General features: G+C 70.9%; 20 protein-coding genes. 8 read left to right on the top strand and 12 right to left on the bottom strand.

The genetic code is table 11. From position 1 onward, the window contains the following. Window positions 1–4 precede the first annotated feature (4 nt). The 6 genes from ACFVDP_RS13655 (at window position 5) to ACFVDP_RS13630 (ending at window position 6095) form a co-directional block, all read left to right on the top strand. On the top strand, window positions 5–316 hold the full coding sequence (locus ACFVDP_RS13655; RefSeq protein ID WP_383488109.1) for an urease subunit beta: 312 nt from the start codon (window positions 5–7) through the stop codon (window positions 314–316). Further along, on the top strand, window positions 309–2030 hold the full coding sequence (locus ACFVDP_RS13650) for an urease subunit alpha (RefSeq protein WP_383488107.1): 1722 nt from the start codon (window positions 309–311) through the stop codon (window positions 2028–2030). Before ACFVDP_RS13655 ends, ACFVDP_RS13650 begins: the two co-directional genes overlap by 8 nt. A gap of 22 nt (window positions 2031–2052) precedes the next feature. Continuing rightward, window positions 2053–2727: an urease accessory protein UreF gene (locus ACFVDP_RS13645; RefSeq protein ID WP_383488104.1), complete on the top strand. Its 675-nt coding sequence runs from the start codon at window positions 2053–2055 to the stop codon at window positions 2725–2727. A gap of 154 nt (window positions 2728–2881) precedes the next feature. Further along, complete coding sequence (ureG, locus tag ACFVDP_RS13640; RefSeq protein WP_383488101.1) at window positions 2882–3559, top strand: urease accessory protein UreG; 678 nt, start codon at window positions 2882–2884, stop codon at window positions 3557–3559. Further along, window positions 3559–4326, top strand: coding sequence for an urease accessory protein UreD (locus ACFVDP_RS13635; RefSeq protein WP_383488098.1), 768 nt, complete (start codon window positions 3559–3561; stop codon window positions 4324–4326). The genes ureG and ACFVDP_RS13635 overlap by 1 nt, the downstream gene beginning before the upstream one ends. 131 nt (window positions 4327–4457) lie before the next feature. After that, the gene (locus ACFVDP_RS13630; protein WP_383488563.1) at window positions 4458–6095 is read left to right on the top strand and encodes an alpha/beta hydrolase; all 1638 of its coding nucleotides are present in this window, start codon (window positions 4458–4460) and stop codon (window positions 6093–6095) included. Between the two features lie 53 nt (window positions 6096–6148). Here the strand turns inward: ACFVDP_RS13630 and ACFVDP_RS13625 are convergent, their stop codons facing one another. The 7 genes from ACFVDP_RS13625 to ACFVDP_RS13595 all read right to left on the bottom strand — a co-directional run bounded on the left by ACFVDP_RS13625 (window position 6149) and on the right by ACFVDP_RS13595 (window position 12639). After that, entirely contained in the window at window positions 6149–7177 is a 1029-nt protein-coding gene (locus ACFVDP_RS13625; protein WP_383488095.1) for an NAD-dependent epimerase/dehydratase family protein, read from the bottom strand. A 62-nt stretch (window positions 7178–7239) separates the two neighbouring features. Then, window positions 7240–7956 carry a lysophospholipid acyltransferase family protein gene (locus ACFVDP_RS13620; protein WP_383488092.1) on the bottom strand — a complete coding sequence of 239 codons (717 nt, stop codon included), beginning with the start codon at window positions 7954–7956 and terminating at the stop codon, window positions 7240–7242. Window positions 7957–8038: 82 nt separating this feature from the next. Continuing rightward, window positions 8039–8197 carry a hypothetical protein gene (locus tag ACFVDP_RS13615; protein ID WP_181512557.1) on the bottom strand — a complete coding sequence of 53 codons (159 nt, stop codon included), beginning with the start codon at window positions 8195–8197 and terminating at the stop codon, window positions 8039–8041. Between the two features lie 101 nt (window positions 8198–8298). Further along, complete coding sequence (locus ACFVDP_RS13610) at window positions 8299–9255, bottom strand: cytochrome c oxidase assembly protein (RefSeq protein ID WP_383488089.1); 957 nt, start codon at window positions 9253–9255, stop codon at window positions 8299–8301. Between the two features lie 125 nt (window positions 9256–9380). After that, entirely contained in the window at window positions 9381–10406 is a 1026-nt protein-coding gene (locus tag ACFVDP_RS13605) for a 6-phosphofructokinase (RefSeq protein ID WP_383488086.1), read from the bottom strand. A 221-nt stretch (window positions 10407–10627) separates the two neighbouring features. Next, window positions 10628–11362, bottom strand: a complete 735-nt coding sequence (locus tag ACFVDP_RS13600) for a type 1 glutamine amidotransferase (protein ID WP_111663520.1) — start codon at window positions 11360–11362, stop codon at window positions 10628–10630. Between the two features lie 38 nt (window positions 11363–11400). Continuing rightward, entirely contained in the window at window positions 11401–12639 is a 1239-nt protein-coding gene (locus tag ACFVDP_RS13595; protein WP_383488082.1) for a MurT ligase domain-containing protein, read from the bottom strand. Window positions 12640–12768: 129 nt separating this feature from the next. Between ACFVDP_RS13595 and def the strand changes: the two genes are divergently transcribed. Beyond that, window positions 12769–13317, top strand: a complete 549-nt coding sequence (gene def / locus ACFVDP_RS13590) for a peptide deformylase (RefSeq protein WP_383488079.1) — start codon at window positions 12769–12771, stop codon at window positions 13315–13317. Between the two features lie 149 nt (window positions 13318–13466). Here the strand turns inward: def and ACFVDP_RS13585 are convergent, their stop codons facing one another. Continuing rightward, window positions 13467–14120 (bottom strand): TetR family transcriptional regulator, encoded by a 654-nt coding sequence (locus ACFVDP_RS13585; RefSeq protein ID WP_383488076.1) that lies wholly within the window; start codon window positions 14118–14120, stop codon window positions 13467–13469. 163 nt (window positions 14121–14283) lie between these two features. Here ACFVDP_RS13585 and ACFVDP_RS13580 point away from each other — a divergent pair, with 163 nt between their 5' ends. Next, window positions 14284–15510, top strand: coding sequence for an acyl-CoA dehydrogenase family protein (locus tag ACFVDP_RS13580; RefSeq protein ID WP_111663516.1), 1227 nt, complete (start codon window positions 14284–14286; stop codon window positions 15508–15510). A 9-nt stretch (window positions 15511–15519) separates the two neighbouring features. Here ACFVDP_RS13580 and ACFVDP_RS13575 read toward each other — a convergent pair whose 3' ends face one another. The 4 genes from ACFVDP_RS13575 to ACFVDP_RS13560 are packed head-to-tail and all read right to left on the bottom strand — an operon-like array spanning window position 15520 to window position 19161. Then, window positions 15520–16296, bottom strand: coding sequence for an SDR family NAD(P)-dependent oxidoreductase (locus ACFVDP_RS13575; protein WP_383488073.1), 777 nt, complete (start codon window positions 16294–16296; stop codon window positions 15520–15522). A gap of 5 nt (window positions 16297–16301) precedes the next feature. Continuing rightward, a complete protein-coding gene (locus ACFVDP_RS13570) occupies window positions 16302–16865 on the bottom strand; it encodes a cupin domain-containing protein (protein WP_383488071.1) in 564 nt (187 codons plus the stop codon). Continuing rightward, entirely contained in the window at window positions 16862–18082 is a 1221-nt protein-coding gene (locus tag ACFVDP_RS13565; RefSeq protein ID WP_383488068.1) for a cytochrome P450, read from the bottom strand. The genes ACFVDP_RS13570 and ACFVDP_RS13565 overlap by 4 nt, the downstream gene beginning before the upstream one ends. After that, complete coding sequence (locus ACFVDP_RS13560) at window positions 18079–19161, bottom strand: type III polyketide synthase (RefSeq protein ID WP_383488065.1); 1083 nt, start codon at window positions 19159–19161, stop codon at window positions 18079–18081. Before ACFVDP_RS13560 ends, ACFVDP_RS13565 begins: the two co-directional genes overlap by 4 nt. Window positions 19162–19274 lie beyond the last annotated feature (113 nt).

Below are 19274 nucleotides of genomic sequence, written 5' to 3'. Positions count from 1 at the left end.
AGCCATGATTCCCGGAGAGATCCTCTTCGCCGACGCGCCCGTCGTCTACAACGAGGGCCGCGACGTCACCCGCATGACGGTGCTGAACGCCGCCGACCGGCCCGTCCAGGTCGGCTCCCACTACCACTTCGCCGAGGCCAACCCCGGTCTCGACTTCGACCGCGCCGCCGCCCGCGGCAAGCGGCTGAACATCGCCGCGGGCACCGCCGTCCGCTTCGAGCCCGGCATCCCCGTCGACGTCGAACTCGTACCCCTGGCGGGCCGCCGGATCGTCCCCGGCCTGCGCGGCGAGACCGGAGGTCCCCTCGATGCCTGAGCTGTCCCGCGCCGCCTACGCCGATCTGTTCGGCCCCACCACGGGCGACCGCATCCGGCTCGCCGACACCGACCTGCTCGTCGAGATCGAGGAGGACCGCTGCGGCGGCCCCGGCCGCTCCGGCGACGAATCCGTCTTCGGCGGGGGCAAGGTCATCCGCGAGTCCATGGGCCAGTCGCGTGCCACGCGCGCGGAAGGCACCCCGGACACCGTCATCACCGGCGCCGTCATCATCGACCACTGGGGCATCGTCAAGGCCGACATCGGCATCCGCGACGGCCGGATCACCGCCATCGGCAAGTCCGGCAACCCGGACACCATGGACGGCGTCCACCCGGATCTCGTCATCGGCCCCGAGACCGAGGTCCTGGCCGGCAACGGCAAGATCGTCACCGCGGGCGGCATCGACACCCACATCCACTTCATCTCGCCGACCATCGTCGACGAGGCCCTCGCCTCCGGCGTGACGACGCTCGTCGGCGGCGGCACCGGACCGGCCGAGGGATCGAAGGCCACCACCATCACGCCCGGCTCCTGGCACCTCGCCCGGATGTTCGCCGCGATGGAGAACAGCCCCGTCAACATCGGCTTCCTCGGCAAGGGCAACACCATGTCGAAGGACTCCATGCGCGACCAACTGCGCGCCGGAGTCTGCGGGTTCAAGATCCACGAGGACTGGGGCGCCACCCCGGCCGTGATCTCCGCCTGCCTCGACGTCTGCGAGGAGTCCGGCGCCCAGCTCGCCGTCCACTCGGACACCCTGAACGAGGCGGGCTTCGTCCAGGACACCTTCGACGCCGTCGGCGGCCGCACCCTGCACGCCTTCCACGTCGAGGGCGCGGGCGGCGGCCACGCCCCCGACATGATCACCGCCGTGCAGCTGCCCAACATGCTGCCGTCCTCCACCAACCCGACCCGGCCGCACACCGTCAACACCGTCGAGGAGCACCTCGACATGCTGATGGTCTGCCACCACCTCAACCCGGCGGTCCCCGAGGACCTCGCCTTCGCCGAGTCCCGCATCCGGCCCACCACCATCGCGGCCGAGGACATCCTGCACGACATGGGCGCCATCTCGATCATGTCCTCGGACTCGCAGGCCATGGGCCGCATCGGCGAGGTCATCATGCGCACCTGGCAGACCGCGCACGTGATGAAGCGCCGCCGCGGCCTGCTCCCCGGCGATCTGCGCGCGGACAACCAGCGCGCGCGTCGCTATGTCGCCAAATACACGATCAACGCGGCGATCGCCCAGGGCATCGAGGGTGAAATCGGCTCCGTGGAGCCCGGCAAGCTCGCCGACGTGGTGCTCTGGGACCCGAGGTTCTTCGGCGTGAAGCCGCAGGTGGTGCTCAAGGGCGGACAGATCGCCTACGCGCAGATGGGCGACGCCAACGCCTCGATCCCCACCCCGCAGCCGGTACTGCCGCGCCCGATGTTCGGCGCATACGGCAAGGCACCCGCCGCCAACTCCCTCAACTTCGTGACGGAGGCGGCGATCGAGGACGGACTCGTGGAGCGGCTCGGCCTCGACCGGTCCTTCGTCCCGATCCGGTCGACCCGCGGCCGCGGCAAGTCCGACATGATCAACAACGATGCCCTGCCGCGCGTCGAGGTCGCCCCCGACTCGTTCGCCGTGACCATCGACGGCGAACTCGTCGAACCCGCCCCGGCCGCCGAACTGCCGCTCGCGCAGCGGTACTTCCTGTTCTGAGCGCGGAACGGGTGCCTATCTCATGACGCGCGCAACCCTGCTCGTCCTGGCGGACGGCCGCTTCCCCGCCGGTGGGCACGCCCACTCCGGCGGCGCGGAGGCCGCGGTCAGGGCGGGCCGCATCACCGGCGCCGTGAGCCTGGAGGAGTTCTGCCGCGGCCGCCTGCACACCGGCGGAGCCGTCTCGGCGGCCCTCGCCGCGGCGGCGGCGCTCGGCGTCGACCCGGTCGCCCTCGACACGGCGGCCGACGCCAGAACCCCGTCGGCCGCGCTGCGGGTCGCGGCCCGCAGGCTCGGGCGGCAGCTGATGCGGGCCGCCCGCGCCACCTGGCCGCACCCCGAACTCGACGCCCTGGCGGGGAAGTTCCCCAAGGGCGCCCACCAGCCGGTGGTCCTCGGGCTCACCGCCCGGGCCGCCGGGCTCGGCGCCGAGGACGCCGCGTACTGCTCCGCGTACGAAGGGATCAGCGGGCCCGCGACCGCCGTCGTGCGGTTGCTCAGCCTGGATCCGTTCGACGCGACCGGGGCGCTTGCGCGGCTGGCGCCGGAGCTGGACCGGGTCGTCGCCGATGCCGTGGACGCGGCGCGGCGGGCTGTCGACCTCGGGGTCGACGCCCTGCCCGCCGGGAGCGCTCCGCTGCTGGAGATCGGTGCCGAGGCGCATGCCGCCTGGCCCGTGCGGCTGTTCGCTTCCTAGGTGGATTCCGCCTCTGTTCGAAATCGGGGGCTGCGCCCCCGGACCCCCCTATCGGCCTGAACGGCCTCGTCCTCAAACTCCCCCAGCTAACGCTGGGAGGTGCCCCCTGGACAGGCTGAGAAGGCAGATCTCTGGAGCCGTGATTCATATGCACATGCACCTTGGACACACCCACGACGAAGCCTCCGCCGTCTCCGCCGACGCCCGGCGGCCCGACGGGAACCGGCGTGCCCTGCGCATCGGGCTCGGCGGGCCCGTCGGGTCCGGGAAGACGGCCACCGTCGCCGCGCTCTGCCGCACCCTGCGCGACGAGCTGTCCCTCGCCGTCGTCACCAACGACATCTACACCCGCGAGGACGCCGAGTTCCTGCTGCGCGAGGCCGTGCTGCCGCCCGAGCGGATCACCGCCGTGGAGACCGGCGCCTGCCCGCACACCGCGATCCGGGACGACATCTCCGCCAACCTGGAGGCCGTCGAGGACCTGGAGGACGAGGTCGGGCCGCTCGATCTCATCCTCGTCGAGTCCGGCGGCGACAACCTCACCGCGACCTTCTCCAAGGGGCTCGTCGACGCCCAGATCTTCGTGATCGACGTCGCGGGCGGCGACGACATCCCGCGCAAGGGCGGCCCCGGCGTCACCACCGCGGACCTGCTCGTCATCAACAAGACCGACCTCGCCCCCTACGTCGGCTCCGACCTGGGCCGGATGGCCACGGACGCCAAGGCGCAGCGCGCCGAACTCCCCGTCGTCCTCCAGTCGTTGCGCTCCGAGGGCGGCGTCGGCGACGTGGCCGCCTGGGTGCGCGGCCGGCTCGCGGCCTGGACGGCGTGATGTCGGCGGGTGTCCGGTCCGCCGCCCGGATCGCCGCCCGCGGCGACGGCCGAGGCGGCACCGCCCTGCCGGTCCTGGAGGGCGAGGGCTCGCTCGCCGTGCGCCGCACCCGGGCCGCGCACGCCGACGAGGCCCGCGTCATGCTCGTCGGCGCGATGAGCGGCCCCCTCGGCGGCGACCGCTTCACCGTCGGGGCCCGCGCGGACGAAGGGGCGCGGCTGCACGTCGGCTCCGTCGCCGCCACGCTCGCGCTGCCCGGCCAGGCCAGGGGCGAGGCCCGCTACGACGTCCGGCTCACCGTCGCCGACGGGGCCCGCCTCGACTGGCTGCCCGAGCAGCTGATCTCGGCGAACGGCAGCGACCTGCGCGTCACCACCCGCGCCGAGCTGGCCCCGGGCGCCCGGCTCGTGCTGCGCGAGGAGCAGGTGCTCGGCCGGACGGGGGAGGAGCCGGGCCGCCTCACCAGCCGGCTGACCGTCTACCGGGACGGCCGCCCGCTCCTGGACCAGGAACTGGCCTGCGGCCCCGGCGCGCCCGGCGGCTGGGACGGTCCCGCCGTCCTGGCCGGGCACCGGGCCCTGGGCCAGCTGGTCGTCGTACGGCCGGAGTTCGAGAAGGACCGGCCGGCCGCCGCGGTCCTGGACGAGCAGGGCACCGCTGCGCTCACCCCGCTCGCGGGCCCCGCCGTCCTCGTCACCGCGGTCGCCCCCGACGCCCTGCGGTTGCGCCGCACGCTCGACGAGGCATTGCTCCGTCTGGCCGACTGACCGCTCACCGGGGCGAGTTATCCCGTTTATCGGATTGGTAAAGATCGGACGTCGCGACTGTCCTCAGGGTGCTCACAGCCGACAGGATCCCGGTACCGGTCGGCAACCCGATCGACGTAATGATCGAATCCATGTACGGGAGGACTCTCTTGAGACGGACTCGACAGACGGGAAGCGGCAGACGGCGGGTGGCTGCCGGTTCCGCCGGTGCCGTGGCCGTGGCGGCGCTGATAGCGGGAGCGGTCACCGCCCCCGTCGCCAGCGCCTCGGCGCCGCACTCGAAGGGCGCGAGCAGCCACGACCGCGAGGCGGTGGGCGCGGCGATCGCCGCGGCCAAGGCGGCGAAGCACGGCATCGACTGGAAGGACTGTCCCGCGGACTGGGGGTTCGCCCAGCCGATCCAGTGCGGGTACGTCACCGTTCCGCTCGACTACGCGAAGCCGTTCGGCAAGCAGATCAAGCTCGCCGTCGACCGCGCCGCCAGCACCGGCACCAAGGGCGAGCGCCAGGGCGCCCTCGTCTACAACCCGGGCGGCCCGGGCGGCTCCGGCATGCGCTTCCCGACGCGGGTGACCACCAAGAACCCGCTGTGGACGAAGACCTCGAAGGCGTACGACTTCGTCGGCTTCGACCCGCGCGGCGTCGGCCACTCGGCGCCGATCTCCTGCATCGACCCGCAGGAGTTCGTCAAGGCACCCAAGGCCGATCCGGTCCCCGACTCCGAGGCGGACAAGCGCGCCCAGCGCAAGCTCGCCAAGGAGTACGCGGACGGCTGCTACGAGCGCAGCGGCGAGATGCTGCCGTACATGACGACGCCGAACACCGCGCGCGACCTCGACGTCATCCGTGCCGCGCTCGGCGAGAAGAAGCTCAACTACCTGGGCGTCTCGTACGGCACCTACCTGGGCGCCGTCTACGGCACGCTCTTCCCGGGCCACGTCCGCCGCATGATCGTGGACAGCGTCGTCAACCCCGAGAAGAGCAACATCTGGTACCAGGCCAACCTGAACCAGGACATCGCCTTCGAGGGCCGCTGGAAGGACTGGCAGGACTGGGTCGCCAAGAACGACGCGACCTTCCACCTCGGCACCACGCGGGCCGCGGTGCAGAAGCAGTGGGAGACCCTGCGCGCCGCCGCGAAGAAGAACCCCATCGGCGGGGTCGTCGGCCCGGCCGAGCTGATCGGCTTCTTCCAGAGCGCGCCGTACTACGACTCCTCGTGGGTGCCGGTCGCCCAGGTGTGGAGCAAGTACGTCGCGGGTGACACGCAGGCGCTCGTCGACGCCGCCGCCCCCGACCTGTCGGACACCGCGGGCAACGCGTCCTCGGAGAACGGCAACGCGGTCTACACCGCCGTCGAGTGCGCCGACGCCAAGTGGCCCACCAGCTGGTCGAAGTGGGACAAGGACAACACGGAACTGAACAAGAAGTACCCGTTCATGACGTGGGCCAACGCCTGGATGAACCTGCCCTGCGCCACCTGGAAGACCAAGCAGCAGACGCCGACCGACGTGAAGACGGGCAAGGGTCTGCCGTCCGTCCTCATCGTCCAGTCGGAGCGCGACGCCGCCACCCCGTACGAGGGCGCCGTCGAGCTGCACAAGCGCTTCAAGGGCTCCCGCCTGATCACCGAGAAGGACGCGGGCTCGCACGGTGTCACCGGTCTGACCAACCCCTGCATCAACGACCGGGTCGACACGTACCTGCTCACCGGCAAGGTCGACAGCAAGGACGTGACGTGCACCCCGCACGCCACCCCGAAGCCCTGACCCGCGCCGTCTGAGAGGCCCGGCCCCCTTCCCGGGGGCCGGGCCTCTCGCCGTCAGCGCGTGGCCAGCCAGGCGTCCTCGGCCGCGTAGTCGAAGATCCCGGTCGTGTACGAGGCCACCATCTTCGGGAAGGCGTCCTGCCAGTCGCGCTCGCGCAGCCGGCCGGCCAGCCACTCCACCGTCTCCGGCAGCGCCTCGGCGTACGTCGTCACCGGCTTGTACCCCAGTTCGCGCTCGGCTGCCGACATGTCGACGATCAGCGGGTGCGGCACCGCCCACGGGGAGTCGCCGACGTTCGGCGCGGGCGGCGGGCCGTCGACGAGCACCGACTCCGTCTCCACGCCCATCAGCGTGTCGATCATCGCGCCGATCTCGCCGACGGAGGGATGGTCGGGATCGGCGCCGTTCAGCACCCGCGACCCGGGCCTGGCAGCGGCCAGGCGCACCAGCTCCGCCAGGTTGTGCACGCTCGCCGGGTGGAACGTGCTCGCGCCGTTGTACGCGAGCACGCGCGTCCGGCGCCCGTCCAGGTTCCGCTTCACGAAGTACAGCTCGCGCGGGGTGCGGCAGTGCGGGCCGTGCACGGCGGACGCCCGCAGCACGGTCGTCGGAAGCCGGTCACCGAGCGCCAGCAGATCCTGTTCGATCCGCGTCTTGCGCGCGCCGTAGCCGTCGCCGGGGGCCACCGTGTGCCAGGTCTCCGGTATCGGCACGGGATAGTGCGGCCAGCCGTCCGGCTCCTCCTGCGTGTGAAAGCCGCGGCCCCGCTCGTCCACGTAGACCGCGCCGCTCGACACCACGACCGCCGAACCGATCCGGTCGGCGAGCCCCGCGAGCTGCTGCCCGTGCTCCGGTGTGAACGCCACCAGGTCGACGACGAGGTCGACCCCGTCCCCGACGAGCGCCGCGACGGCGGCACCGTCCTCCCGGTCCAGCCGCACCGACCGCACCTCGTCGGGCCAGTGCTCGTCCCGCCCGCCGCCGAGCGACGCCGCCGTCACCGCCCATCCGTCCCGTACGAGCGCCTGTACCGAAGGTCGCCCGATCTGTCCTGCCGCACCGATCACCAAAGCCGTCTTCATGCCCGGACCGTACGGTGATCGGGGCGCCGGGGCCCAGGTTTCTCTGCTCACCGCAGAACGACTCAGCTGAGCGGCATCCGCGGGAACTTCCGGGCCCTGGCCTCCTCGGCCTCCGCCTTCACCTGCGCCGCGTACTTGTCGACGTACTCCTGGCCGGACAGCTCCAGGATCGCGTACATGATCTCGTCGGTGACCGCCCGCAGGATCACCTTCTCGCCGTCCATCCCCGCATACCGCGCGAAGTCCAGCGGCTCACCGAAGCGGATGGTGATCCGCCGCATGCTGGGAATCTTCTGGCCCGGCGGCTGGGCCTCGAACGTGCCGATCATCGCGCACGGAATCACCGGGACCTGCGCCTTCAGGGCCATCGCGGCGACCCCGACCTTGCCCTTGTAGAGGCGGCCGTCGTGCGAGCGGGTGCCCTCCGGATAGATGCCGAGCAGCTCGCCGCGGCGCAGCACCCCGAGCCCCTCGCGGATCGCGGCGCGGCCCGCCTCCTTGCCGGAGCGGTCGACCGGGATCTGCCCGGCGCTGCGGAAGAACGCGGCGGTCAGCCGGCCCTTCACGCCGGGCCCGGTGAAGTACTCCGCCTTCGCCAGGAACGTGATCCGCCGCTTGAGGATCGCCGGCATCAGGAAGTGGTCCGCGAACGACAGATGGTTCCCCGCGACGATCGCGGCCCCCTCGTCCGGTACGTGTTCCAGGCCCTCGATCCTCGGCCGGAACATCAGCCGCAGCAGCGGTCCGAGGATCACGTACTTGAGCAGTCGGTAGAACATGGCCGTCGCCTTCCCCCATGGAGCATTTACGGGCGCGAACGCACAGTAACCAATGCCCGGTCCGTACGTCAGGGGTTGTACCTCAGGGGTTGTGGGAGGCCACCATCGCCACGGTGATCAGGCCCAGCACGATCCAGCCGAACCACAGCCAGCCATTGCTTCCGAGCGCCACCGTGTAGGCGGTCACGGCCACCAGGCCGCCGACGGTGAACACGCCCATCGTCTTCGTGGATCCGGGCATCACACACCCTCCTCCCGGCAGCCGGGACGCCGTACGGCGGTGTTGTGCGGCGCCCGTGCCGCGGCCAGAAGGCCATCCTCACCCGGGAGGGGGCCGTGGCGCTACTGCCCGCGTGCGTTCAGTGAGGCCAGGTAGGCGTTGTAGGCGGCCAGCTCCTTGTCGCCGTCCCGGTCCGCGGCACGGTCCTTGCGCCGCGCCTGCCGCTCCTCGGACTTCTTCCACTGGAAGAGCAGCGCGAGCAGCACCAGGACCGACGGCACCTCGCTGAACGCCCAGGCGATACCGCCGGCCGCCGTCTGGTCGGACATCGGATCGAGGCCCAGCGAGGCCGGCGGGTTCTCGAACGTGCCCACCATCGTGGTGCTCGCCATCATCAGCGCGATCCCGAAGAACGCGTGGAACGGCATGCCCGCGAACAGCTCCAGCATCCGCATCACGTAGCCGGGCCGGTGCGGCCCCGGGTCCACGCCCATGATCGGCCAGAAGAACACCACGCCGACGGCGAGGAAGTGCACCATCATCGCGAGGTGACCGACCTGCGACCCCATCAGGAAGTCGAAGAGCGGCGTGAAGTAGAGGACGTAGAGGCTCGCGATGAACAGCGGAATGGTGAACGCCGGATGCGTGATGATCTTCATGTAGCGGCTGTGCAGCAGCATCAGCAGCAGTTCGCGGGGCCCCTTGCTGCCCCGCTTCGACGCCACCGGCAGCGCGCGCAGCGCGAGCGTGATCGGGGCGCCCATGAGCAGCAGGATCGGCGACAGCATGCTGATCACCATGTGCTGCACCATGTGCACGCTGAACATGACCATGCCGTAGTCGTTGAGCTTGGTGCACATCACCAGACCGATGGTGAGCACGCCGACGACGAACGAGATGGTGCGGCCCACCGGCCAGGCGTCCCCGCGCCGCAGGAGACGGACGAGCCCCCACCCGTAGAGCGCGAGTGCGAGGAGGCAGCCGACCAGGAAGAAGGGATCGGCCGACCATTGAAGGCCGTTCCCCAGCGTGAACGGCGGCAGATCCATGCCGTCCATGCCGTGCCCGCTGTGATCCATCGGCCGGCTCCAGGTGATCGATTCGTACGGATTGTGCGCCACCAGACTAGAACTGCCCCCGGCCGTGACATCGGCCGGGGGCAGTTCTGTGGTGGGAAGGCGGTGAGGAGGCGGCGGGGCGAGGGCTAAAGCACGCACTCCGCCTCGGCGTACCGCTCCTCGGGAACCGTCTTGAGGGTCTCCACGGCCTCGGCCAGCGACACCATCACGATGTCCGTGCCGCGCAGCGCGGTCATGTGCCCGAACTCACCGCGGTGCACGGCCTCCACGGCGTGCCAGCCGAAGCGGGTGGCGAGGACCCGGTCGTACGCGGTCGGCGTGCCGCCGCGCTGCACGTGACCGAGGATCACCGGACGCGCCTCCTTGCCGAGCCGCTGCTCCAGCTCGATGGAGAGCTGGCGGGCGATCCCGGCGAAGCGCTCGTGGCCGTAGACGTCCTTGCCGCCCTCGTCGTACTCCATCGAGCCGACCCGGGGCTTGGCGCCCTCGGCGACGACGACGATGGCGAACTTCTTGCCGGCCTCGAACCGCTCGCCGACCTTCTTCGTCAGCTCGTCGATGTCGAACGGCCGCTCCGGCACGACCACGGCGTGCGCGCCGGCGGCCATGCCCGAGTGCAGCGCGATCCAGCCGGTGTGCCGTCCCATGACCTCGACGATCAGCACCCGCTGGTGCGACTCGGCGGTGGTCTTCAGCCGGTCGAGGGCCTCCGTCGCGACGCCGACGGCGGTGTCGAAGCCGAAGGTCACGTCGGTGACGGCGATGTCGTTGTCGATCGTCTTCGGTACGCCGACGATCGGCAGCCCGTTGTCGGAGAGCAGCCGGGCCGCCTTGAGCGTCCCCTCACCGCCGATCGGGATGATGGCGTCGAGACCGAGGTCGGCGACGTGCCCCTTGGCCCGGTCCACTCCGTCGCGCAGATGGGCGGGCTGCACCCGCGACGAGCCGAGGATGGTGCCGCCGCGGGCGAGGATGCCGCCCACCGCGTCCAGGTCGAGCTTGCGGTAGTCGCATTCGAGCAGACCCTTCCACCCGTCGTGGAAGCCGATGACCTCGTCACCGTGGTCGACGACGGCCCGGTGCACGACCGAACGGATCACCGCGTTCAGGCCGGGACAGTCGCCGCCTGAAGTGAGGACACCAATACGCATAAGCCCGCAATACCTTTGCAAACGTGGCCCGATCACCGGACCACGTCGTCCGGCTGGATTGCCCGTACCTTAGCGGCGCTCGGGGGACCGACCGTATGGGGCGTCCGCCAGGTGGACAGCCCCGCTCATATGGGCGCGGAAGCGCCCTGAAGGGGCGCGGGGAACTGCGCGATCAGCCACGACGAACCCGCACCCGCCGAACCACCGGACGGGGCAGACGTCTAGGCGGGCTGAGCAGCGGTTGCGGAAGCGATCCGCTCGTTGCGCAGCGCCTCGTACCACCGGTCATCCACAGGCGGCAGCGCGTTCACATCCAGCGCCAGCTTCAACAGCAGATCCGCGATCTGCGGATTCCGCGCGAGCACGGGCCCGTGCATGTACGTGCCGAACACCGTGTCGTTGAAGGCGCCTTCGGTGCCGTCTCCCGTGCCGTTGCCCTTGCCGATGCGGGTGCGGGCGAACGGGCGGGCCGACGGGCCGAGGTGCGTGATGCCCTGGTGGTTCTCGAACCCGGTCAGCGGCGGCAGCCCCAGCTGCGGGTCGATGTCGCCCAGGACGTCACCGACGCACCGCTCGCCCTCGCCGCGCGTGGAGACGACGTCGAGCAGGCCGAGGCCCGGCTCCCGCTCACCGAGGTCGTTGATGAACTCGTGTCCGAGGATCTGGTATCCGGCGCACACGGAGAACACGATGGCGCCGTTGGCCACCGCGCGCTGCAGGCCGCCGTCGCGCCGCAGCCGCTCCGCGGCCAGCCGCTGCGGCCGGTCCTCGCCGCCGCCGATCAGGTAGATGTCGCCGGAGGTGGGCACCGGCTGGTCGCTGCGGACGTCGGCCCGCTCGACCTGGAGGCGGCGCTGGTTGGCCCGGCGCTCCACCACCAGGGCGTTGCCCTGGTCTCCGTACGTGCTGAGCAGGTCGGGGTAGACCCACACGAGACGCAGGCTGCTGTCACTCATGCTCATGATCCTTCGCTGGCTCTCGTCGTCGGCAGGGGTCAGTTGCCGACGCGGCGGCGGACGTCCTGGAACGCGGTGTAGTTGGCGATCAGCTCGATCCGTCCGGGCGGCGAGGCCTGCACGGCCTGGTCGATGGTGTCGCAGACCTGGAACTGCAGGCCGGCCACCTCCAGACGCACCGCGAGGTCGAGCTTGCGGTCGCCGATGACGGCGATCGGGTGCCCGGCCAGACGCGTGTAGTCGACGTCCCACAGCCAGGAGGTGTCGGTGCCGTCCGCGCCCCGCGCGTTCACCGAAAGGATCACCGGGGTGGGCGGCGGGTCGATCAGAGTGAACGTTTCGAGCCAGCCCGCCGGGTTCTTGGCGAGCAGCAGCCGCAGGTCGCGGCCCTGGAACTGCACGACGTCGTAGCGGCCGGCCACGGCCTGCACCTGGTACATCCGCTCCAGGGCGACCTGCGGCGGTACGCCGAAGCAGGCGGCGACGGCTGCGGAGGTGGCCGCGTTCGCCTTGTTGGCCCGGCCCGGCAGCTGGAGGTGGATCGGCCAGGCGGAGCCGTGCGGGTCGAGGACGTAGTCGCCCTGGAGCGCCCAGCTCGCCGTCGGGCGGCGGAAGCCGCACTCGCCGCAGAACCAGTCGTCGCCGGGGCGCTGCATCACGCCGCCGCAGGCCGGGCAGGACCAGGCGTCGTCCTTCCACTCCTGGCCCGCTGCGACCCATACGACGTTCGGCGAGGACGACGCGGCCCAGACGACCAGCGGGTCGTCGGAGTTCGCGATGATGATGGCCTTCGAACCGGCAAGACCCTCGCGCCACTTCTCGGCGAGCATGCGGGTCTCGGCGGCGCGGTCGAGCTGGTCGCGCGAGAGGTTGAGCAGCGCGATCGCCTTCGGGGTCACGTCCCGGGCGACGCCGGCGAGGTACTTCTCGTCGACCTCGATGACGCCGAACTTCGCGTCCGAGCCGCCGGCCAGCGCGGAAGTGATTCCAGCAGGCATGTTCGCGCCCAGCGCGTTCGAGACGACCTCGCCGCTCGCGCGCAGTGCCTCGGCGATCAGGCGGGTGGTGGTCGTCTTGCCGTTCGTGGCCGAGACGAGCACCGTGTCCAGGTGCTGGGCGAGCCGTCCGAGCAGCTCGGGGTCGAGCCTGAGCGCGACCTTGCCGCCGATCACCGAACCGCTGCCGCGGCCTGCCGCGCGCGACACCGCGGCCGCGGCCTTGCCCGCCGTCACGGCGAGCTTGGCCCGCGGAGTCATCGACTCCGAGTTGCCTGCCATCTTCTTGGGTCCTCCTTGCGTACGGCGCCGCGCCTGCCCCCGGCATCGCTTTCCTGGCCCAGCCTATCGAGATCCCCTGACAAGCCCGAACTGCGGCTCGGGGTACCGCTCGACCGTACCCTTGCGCTCATGCGACACGGCTCTGTACCGGGCGCCTCCGGGCGCGTAAGACCCCTGACCCTGCTCGGTGATCCCGTGCTGCACCGTCCGTGCGAGGAAGTGACGGACTTCGGGCCGCCCCTCGCACGCCTCGTCGAGGACATGTACGCGACAATGTACGCGGCCCAGGGCGTCGGCCTCGCCGCGAACCAGATCGGGGAATCGCTGCGCGTCTTCGTCTACGACTGCGAGGACGACGACGATGTCCGTCATGTCGGTCACATCATCAATCCCCGCCTGGTCGAGGCGGACGGCGTGGTGATCCGCGGCCCCGAGGGCTGCCTGTCCCTGCCGGGCCTGGAAGCGGGCACCCCGCGCTTCGACCACGCGCGCGTGGAGGGCCAGAACCTGAAGGGCGACCCGATGGTCGTCCACGGCACGGGCTGGTTCGCCCGCTGCCTGCAGCACGAGTGCGATCACCTGGAAGGCCGCATCTACGCGGACCGCGTCACAGGCTGGAGACGCCGCCGCGTATTGCGGCAAGCGTCAAAGGCCCCCTGGGCCAAGGCGCCCCGCTAGGGGCGCGGGGAACTGCGCGCTCAGCCACGACGAACGTGCACTCGACGGCGGCGGGGCGAGTCGCCCCGCCAGGGGCGCGGGGAACTGCGCGACAAGCCACGACGCACCGGCACCCCGCAACGCACCCGCAGCCGCCGCGGCGGAACCCGTCAGAACCCGGGCCCACCGGCCTTGTCGCCCGCGGCGGCGAGCCGCCCCCACAGCAGATCGGCGAGCCCCTGCACCAATTCGGCCCGCGAGCAAGGACGTTCACCGAGCCACCAGTCACCGGCGGCGTGCATCATCCCGACGATCCCGTGCCCCCACACGCGCGCGAGCTGCTGGCTTCCGGGTCCCAGATCGACCCGCTCCTCGATGACCTCGGCCAGTTCCTCGCCCATCCGTCGCAGCAGCGGCGCCGAGTGCCGGCCGACGTCGAACCCCGCCTCGACGGGGGCGCCCTCCGCCGGATGCATCAGGAAGCGGTAGACCTGAGGCCTGGCCTCGATCGCCGCGAGATAGGTGTCCAGCGTGGCCTCGACCCGCTCGCGCCGCTCCGCGGGGGCGTCCAGGGCCGCCCGCAGCGAAGCGAGCAGGGCGTCCGTGTGCCGTTTGGCCAGAGCCGCGTACAGTCCGCCCTTGTCGCCGAAGTGCCGGTACAGGATCGGCTTGGTGATCCCGGCCTCCGCGGCGATGGCGTTCATCGAGGCGCCGGGACCGTCCCGGAGCACCACGCGGTCCGCGGCCTCCAGCAGCTCACGCCGCCGACGCTCGGCGGCGGACTGCTGCTCCGCGCGCTGGTCCGTCCGTTGCTTGGTCTCCATGACGATCTCCCCGCCCGTGCGATTGCTTGACGCACGCGAAAGGTAACACCCGCCACCGCGGCAGGATCGAACGCGCGCTCGGAGGTTGACATGAGCTACTGGCGAGTAACAGACTCTAGTTACCGCAAGTAACATATGCAGTGCACGCAGCCCTGGAGGGGTCATGGCCGAGTTCACAATGGATCTCAACGACGAGCAGAAGGAAGTCCGTGACTGGCTTCACGGCTTCGCCGCCGATGTGATCCGCCCCGCGGCCGCCGAGTGGGACGAGCGCGAGGAAACCCCCTGGCCGGTCATCCAGGAAGCGGCCAAGCTCGGAATCTACTCCCTCGACTTCTACGCGCAGCAGTTTTTCGACCCGAGCGGCCTCGGCATCCCGATGGCCATGGAGGAGCTGTTCTGGGGCGACGCGGGCATCGCCCTGTCGATCGTCGGCACGGGCCTCGCCGCGGTCGGCGTCCTCGCCAACGGTACCGAGGAGCAGATCGGCACCTGGATCCCGCAGATGTACGGCGATGTGAACGACGTGAAGGTGGCCGCTTTCTGCTCCTCCGAGCCGGACGCGGGCTCGGACGTCGCCGCCATGCGCACGCGGGCCGTCTACGACGAGGCCAAGGACGAGTGGGTCCTCAACGGCACCAAGACGTGGGCGACCAACGGCGGCATAGCCAACGTCCACGTGGTCGTCGCCTCCGTGGACCCCGCACTCGGTTCCAAGGGCCACGCGTCCTTCATCGTGCCGCCGAACACGCCGGGCCTGTCCCAGGGGCAGAAGTTCAAGAAGCACGGCATCCGCGCCTCGCACACCGCCGAGGTCGTCCTGGAGAACGTGCGGATCCCCGGCTCCTGCCTGCTCGGCGGCAAGGACAAGCTGGACGAGCGCCTCGCCCGCTCGCGCGAGAAGGCCCAGAAGGGCGGCGAGCGCGTGAAGAACGCCGCCATGGCGACCTTCGAGGCCTCGCGTCCGGCCGTCGGCGCGATGGCGGTCGGCACCGCCCGTGCCGCCTACGAGGAGGCGCTGGAGTACGCGAAGACGCGCGAGCAGTTCGGCCGCCCGATCATCGACAACCAGGGCGTCGCGTTCCAGCTGGCCGACATGCGCACCTCGATCGACGCCGCGCGTCTCCTGGTGTGGCGCGCCTCCTGGATGGCGACCACCGGCAAGAAGTTCGAGAACGCCGAGGGCTCCATGTCCAAGCTGTTCGCGAGTGAGACCGCCAAGAAGGTCACCGCCCAGGCCGTCCAGATCCTGGGCGGCAACGGCTTCACGCGCGAGTACCCCGTCGAGCGGATGCACCGCGACGCCGCGATCTACACGATCTTCGAGGGCACGAGCGAGATCCAGCGCCTGGTCATCGCCCGCACCCTCTCCGGCATGCCCATCCGCTAGCGGCCCGGCTCAGTAGTCGGCCAGCGCCCCGCACGAGATGTTCACCGTCGCGGACGTCATCGTGCGGGCGCGGTCGCAGGCCACGAACGCGGCGACCTCGCCCACGTCGTCGAGAGTCGCCGCCCGGCCCAGCAGCGTGGGCTCGGTCAGCATCTCGGTCAGCTCCGCGCGCCCTTCGAAGTCCGGCGGCAGGCTCTCCGGGATTCCGCCCGTCTTCAGGGTCACCACGCGGATCCCCGAAGGACCCAGTTCGCACGCCCACTGCCGGCGCAGCCCCTCCAGTGCGTCCAGCGAGATCTTGAAACCGCCGAGACCCGGCTCCGTCTGCGGACCGGAGCCGCCGAAGGCGAGCACGACGCCCGACCGCTGGGCCACCATGTGCCGGGCCGCGGCCCGCGTGGTCAGGAACTGGGTGCGCATCGTGTGCGCGATCGGGGCGAGGAACTCGTCGACCGTCAGCTCCGTGAGCGGCTTCTGGACGTCGCCGACGCCGATCAGGTTGAACGAGATGTCGATACGGCCCGTCCGCCGCGCGACGCCGTCCACGAAGCTCTGTACGGCGCTCTCGTCGAGCGCGTCGACCTCGAAGGCCTCCGCGGTACCCCCGGCATCCCGGATCGCGGCAGCGGTCCGCTCGGCGGGCGCCAGGGACCGTCCCGCGAGGAACACCGAGGCCCCTCGGCGCGCGAATCCGCGGGCCGCCGCACCGCCGATGGCTCCGCCGCCGCCGTAGACGAGCGCGACCCTCCCCGCGAGTTCCCCTTCGGTCCTGTCGTCGAACGACACTGGCCTCAACTCCTCGTGATGGTCTCGTCGTCGAGGTGTCCACCATGGCGCAGCGGCGTCAGTTGTTCGATGTCGTAGCGCGAACGGAGGTCGGCGATCGCTGCGTGGTCGGGCGGACCGCCCGCCGAGAGGATCTCCAGCAGTTCCTCGAAGTAGCGCTCGTGGTCCGGCGGGGGAGACGCCTGGAAGAACATCTTCGCCGGCGTGTCCGTCGGATTGGCGAACGCGTGCGGGCAGCCGGGAGGCACCACGATGACCGTGCCCGGCGTCGCACGCACCACCTTGTTGCCCGAAGGGGACTGCCAGCGCCGCCAGTTGTCGGGTGTGCGCACCCGCGGCTCGAAGGCGAGCACGTCCAGCTCGCCCTCGAGGACGTAGAACAACTCCTCGCTCTTCGTGTGCACATGGGCGCCGACGTCGAAGCCCGGCGGGACCACGACCTCGAAACTGGACGCGCTGCGCGAGTGGTCCCCGGTGACCTTGAAGGTGACCTGCTGGGCAGCCGTCTGCACGGTGCGCCCGTGCCCCGGTGGTACCAGGAGCCCTTCCGCGGGTGTCAGCGCGGTCATCCGGCCGCCGACCAGGTCACCGGGACGGCCTCGGGCCCACGGATCAACGCGCCCCTGCGGAACGGGACCTGCTCCGGCGGCACGTCGAGACGCAGCCCGGGAAAGCGGTCGAGCAGCGTTCCCACCAGCAGCTCCGCCTCCAGCTTCGCCAGCATGCCGCCCACACAGTAGTGCGGCCCGAAGCCGAAGGAGACGTGCGGATTCGCCTCCCGGTCGAAGTCGATGCGGTCGGGGTCGGGGAAGACGTCCGGGTCGCGATTGGCCGCCAAGTAGGACACGTAGACCGCATCGCCCTCGGAGATGCGCACCCCCGCCACGTCGACGTCCTCCAGGGCGATGCGGGACAGGCCGACGGCACTGCGGTGCGGGATGTAGCGCAGCAGTTCGTCGATGGCCCGGGGGCGCAGCGCCGGCTCGGCGCGCAGCCGCTCGGCGAGATCGGGGCGCGTGAGCAGGATGTAGGCCATGTTGCCGCAGTTGTTCGTGACGGCCTCGCCGCCGATCTGCACGAGGACCGCGAGGCCGACCGCCTCGTCCTCCGTCAGTTCGCCCGCGCCGACCGCCGTGCCCAGCAAGGAGGTGACGTCCTCGCCGGTGCCGTCGTCGCGCGAGCGGATCAGCCGGGCGAAGTAGGCCGACATCTCGTTCTTGGCGCGCTCACTGACCTCCGCCCCGTGGGCCGACGACAGGATCAGCTGCGTCCAGGTGTGCATCAGCTGCCGGTCGGCCGCGGGCACCCCCATCAGCTCGCAGATGACGGCGATCGGGAACGGCGCCAGCAGACGCTCGGTGAGATCGGCGGGCGGCCCGTCGCGCAGCATGCCGGTCACCAGCTCGTCGAGCATCTCCTGTGCACGCGCGCGCAGACGCTCCACACCGCGCGCGGTGAACGCCGCCGCCACGGCGCGCCTCAGCCGGGTGTGGTCGGGCGGATCGGCGAAGCCGACGGCTCCCGCCTGCGGGATGAAGTGCGGGGCGAGACGGGTGATCTGACGTCCCACGACGGCCTCGCGGCTGAAGCGCGAATCATTGGTCACGGTGCGCACGTCGTCGTAGCGCGTCACCAGCCAGGCCCAGCCCTCGCCGTTCGGCAGCTGGATGCGGGTCACCGGGCCCTCGGCCATCAGCTCGGACAGGACCGGATCGAAGTCGACCCCGTGCAGGTCCAGGGACGGCCACTGACGGACCGGCGGCCTGGTGGTGGTCTCCTCGGTCATACGGCGGCCTCCACGAGCGCTCCGCGGTCGTCAGCGGCTCGCCAGCGGCCCAGCGACATCTCCGCGGTGATCCCGGGGCCGAACCCGGCGAGCATGCCGCGGGCCGTGTCGTGCGCGCCGCCCTCGTCGAAGAGCCGACGCAGCGCGTCCAGCACGACGGCACTGGCGATGTTGCCGTACTCCGTGAGCGTGGCCCGGCTGAACCGGAACGCGTTCGGCGGGACCTGGAGGAACTTGCTGAGGTCGTCCAGGATGCGCGGCCCACCCGCGTGAATGATGTAGAAGTCCAGCTCGGAGGCGTTCCAGCCATGCAGCCCGGCCAGCTCCTGGAGCGCCGGAGCGAGCGGCTCCATGGTGGTCGGCACCCGCTTGTCGAGCAGGAAGTGGAATCCGGTGGCGCGCACGTCGTACGCGATCCAGTCCTCGGTCTTCGGGATGAGGTACGAGCCGTTGCGCTCCAGGGTGATGCCCGTGCCGCCGCGTCCGCGCACCACGGCGGCCGCGACGCCGTCGCCGAAGAGCCCGTTCGACAGCAGTGAGCCGATGCCCAGATCGGTCGGCTGGTAGCACAGCGAGCAGAACTCGCAGGCCACGATCAGCGCGTTCGCGTCCGGATAGGCCGTGCAGAAGTCGTGCGCCCGGTTCACCGCTGCGCCGCCCGCGGCGCAGCCCAGCTGGGCAATCGGTATCTGGCGGGTGTCGCTGGAGAACTCCATCTCGTTGATCAGCCACGCGGTCAGCGACGGCATCATGAAGCCCGTGCAGGACACGTAGATGATCACGTCGATGTCGGCGGTCCTGAGCTGCGCGTCGTCCAGCGCGCGCCGCACCACCGCGGGCACCCGGGCCTTGGCCTCCGCCTGGTAGAGCGCGTTGCGATCCTCGAACCCCGGGTGCTTCAGCGTCTCCTCGATGGGCTGCACGAGGTGCCGGGTGCGTACCCCCGTGTTCTCGATCAGACGGAGCGCCAGCGGAAGTTGAGGATGGTCCGCGTGGTGGGAGCGTGCCAGCGCGAGCGTCTCTTCCATGGTGATGACGTGTTCGGGCACGGAGACAGCGGGTCTGCACAAAGTGGCCATGAGCCTGCGCCTTCTGGTCGCCCCCCGGCTGAAGAGTGGCCTCCCTCGTCGCAGGGAGGTCCACCCACGATCACCCGCCGCGCGCCGTTCGTCCCGTCGGACTACTCCATGCC

This window comes from Streptomyces sp. NPDC057694, from assembly GCF_042799415.1.
Lineage (GTDB): Bacteria > Actinomycetota > Actinomycetes > Streptomycetales > Streptomycetaceae > Streptomyces.
This window is presented reverse-complemented; position numbering and strand designations above follow the sequence as displayed.

What these genes read in the sequence shown, in the direction of transcription:
- ACFVDP_RS13645 (WP_383488104.1), top strand. Translation starts at nt 2,053, where the DNA reads ATGACGCGCGCAACCCTGCTCGTCCTGGCGGACGGCCGCTTCCCCGCC.
- ACFVDP_RS13560 (WP_383488065.1), bottom strand. Translation starts at nt 19,161, where the DNA reads ATGGCCACTTTGTGCAGACCCGCTGTCTCCGTGCCCGAACACGTCATC.
- ACFVDP_RS13585 (WP_383488076.1), bottom strand. Translation starts at nt 14,120, where the DNA reads ATGGAGACCAAGCAACGGACGGACCAGCGCGCGGAGCAGCAGTCCGCC.
- ureG (WP_383488101.1), top strand. Translation starts at nt 2,882, where the DNA reads ATGCACCTTGGACACACCCACGACGAAGCCTCCGCCGTCTCCGCCGAC.
- ACFVDP_RS13610 (WP_383488089.1), bottom strand. Translation starts at nt 9,255, where the DNA reads ATGGATCACAGCGGGCACGGCATGGACGGCATGGATCTGCCGCCGTTC.
- ACFVDP_RS13655 (WP_383488109.1), top strand. Translation starts at nt 5, where the DNA reads ATGATTCCCGGAGAGATCCTCTTCGCCGACGCGCCCGTCGTCTACAAC.
- ACFVDP_RS13605 (WP_383488086.1), bottom strand. Translation starts at nt 10,406, where the DNA reads ATGCGTATTGGTGTCCTCACTTCAGGCGGCGACTGTCCCGGCCTGAAC.
- ACFVDP_RS13600 (WP_111663520.1), bottom strand. Translation starts at nt 11,362, where the DNA reads ATGAGTGACAGCAGCCTGCGTCTCGTGTGGGTCTACCCCGACCTGCTC.
- ACFVDP_RS13570 (WP_383488071.1), bottom strand. Translation starts at nt 16,865, where the DNA reads ATGACCGCGCTGACACCCGCGGAAGGGCTCCTGGTACCACCGGGGCAC.
- ACFVDP_RS13580 (WP_111663516.1), top strand. Translation starts at nt 14,284, where the DNA reads ATGGCCGAGTTCACAATGGATCTCAACGACGAGCAGAAGGAAGTCCGT.
- ACFVDP_RS13565 (WP_383488068.1), bottom strand. Translation starts at nt 18,082, where the DNA reads ATGACCGAGGAGACCACCACCAGGCCGCCGGTCCGTCAGTGGCCGTCC.
- ACFVDP_RS13625 (WP_383488095.1), bottom strand. Translation starts at nt 7,177, where the DNA reads ATGAAGACGGCTTTGGTGATCGGTGCGGCAGGACAGATCGGGCGACCT.
- ACFVDP_RS13635 (WP_383488098.1), top strand. Translation starts at nt 3,559, where the DNA reads ATGTCGGCGGGTGTCCGGTCCGCCGCCCGGATCGCCGCCCGCGGCGAC.
- ACFVDP_RS13630 (WP_383488563.1), top strand. Translation starts at nt 4,458, where the DNA reads ATGTACGGGAGGACTCTCTTGAGACGGACTCGACAGACGGGAAGCGGC.
- def (WP_383488079.1), top strand. Translation starts at nt 12,769, where the DNA reads ATGCGACACGGCTCTGTACCGGGCGCCTCCGGGCGCGTAAGACCCCTG.
- ACFVDP_RS13650 (WP_383488107.1), top strand. Translation starts at nt 309, where the DNA reads ATGCCTGAGCTGTCCCGCGCCGCCTACGCCGATCTGTTCGGCCCCACC.
- ACFVDP_RS13615 (WP_181512557.1), bottom strand. Translation starts at nt 8,197, where the DNA reads ATGCCCGGATCCACGAAGACGATGGGCGTGTTCACCGTCGGCGGCCTG.
- ACFVDP_RS13595 (WP_383488082.1), bottom strand. Translation starts at nt 12,639, where the DNA reads ATGGCAGGCAACTCGGAGTCGATGACTCCGCGGGCCAAGCTCGCCGTG.
- ACFVDP_RS13620 (WP_383488092.1), bottom strand. Translation starts at nt 7,956, where the DNA reads ATGTTCTACCGACTGCTCAAGTACGTGATCCTCGGACCGCTGCTGCGG.